Genomic DNA, 1,012 nt, shown 5'->3' with positions numbered 1-1,012 from the left:
GGCCGGTGGATCGGTGACCTGGTTATGCCGAGGAGGGAATTCGGCTTCCATACGGCCCACTTGAACGCGGACTTCCCTACACTGTGCGACTACGGCGCAGCTGCGGGGCGCGCCGTGGAGCAGAGAGGGTCCGTGGGTGAGTCTGCCGTACGGGGTTGATGTCACCGTGCCCAGTGTGGCGCGCATGTACGACAGCCTGCTGGGCGGCAGAGACAACTATCCGGCCGACCGGGCGGCGTGCGACGAACTGCTCAGACACGTCCCCAGCATGCGGGAACTCGCCTTGAACAATCGGCAGTTTCTGCGCCGCGTCGTCCATACCCTGGCTGCCGACTACAACATCCGCCAGTTCATCGACCACGGTTCGGGGCTGCCCACCCAGGACAATGTGCACGAGATCGCGCAGCGTGTCGACCGCGGCAGCCGGGTCGTCTACATCGACAACGACCCGATTGTGCGCACGATCGGTGGCGTGCTGCTGGAGACCAACGAGCGGACCGCCGTGCTCCAGGCGGACATGCGCGACACCGAGACGATCTTCGAGAGTGAAGCGGTCGCGCGGCTCATCGATTTGGACGAGCCGGTAGCTGCTTTGTTCGTGTCCGTGCTGCACTGTCTCCCGGACAGCGACCGTCCGGCTGATCTGGTCGCCAGGGTCGCTCGAAAGCTGCCGGCCGGAAGCATGATGGTGGTGTGCCAGCTCGTCAGTGATTCGGCGCACGTGCGGAACGTGGTGACCGAGCTGATGGACGAGCAGACGCAGGGCCACTGGGGCCGAGTGCGTGAGCGCCAGGACGTGGCCGACTTCTGCGCACCGTTGGAGCTGGTCTCCCCCGGGCTGGTGGAGGTCTCCGCCTGGCGGCAGTCCGGCCTCGGTGATGCACCCGCTCAGCAGTCATGGGAGTGGGAGGAGTTCGGCGGCGTGGGTTTCGTGCGCCGCTGAGGGACGTCTCTTCGGGATGCCCGCTACGACTGGGCCGCCCAAGTGGCCAGGCCGTCCTCGAGGAGGTAG

At 66.3% G+C, this 1,012-nt stretch carries 1 protein-coding gene; it reads left to right on the top strand.

Annotated features, from left to right (window positions below):
• Positions 1–136 precede the first annotated feature (136 nt).
• Positions 137–943 carry an SAM-dependent methyltransferase gene (locus ACFW2E_RS47880; RefSeq protein WP_384478702.1) on the top strand — a complete coding sequence of 269 codons (807 nt, stop codon included), beginning with the start codon at positions 137–139 and terminating at the stop codon, positions 941–943.
• The last annotated feature ends 69 nt before the right edge of the window (positions 944–1,012 follow it).

The organism is Streptomyces sp. NPDC058964, from assembly GCF_042741275.1.
Taxonomy (GTDB): domain Bacteria; phylum Actinomycetota; class Actinomycetes; order Streptomycetales; family Streptomycetaceae; genus Streptomyces.
This window is presented reverse-complemented; position numbering and strand designations above follow the sequence as displayed.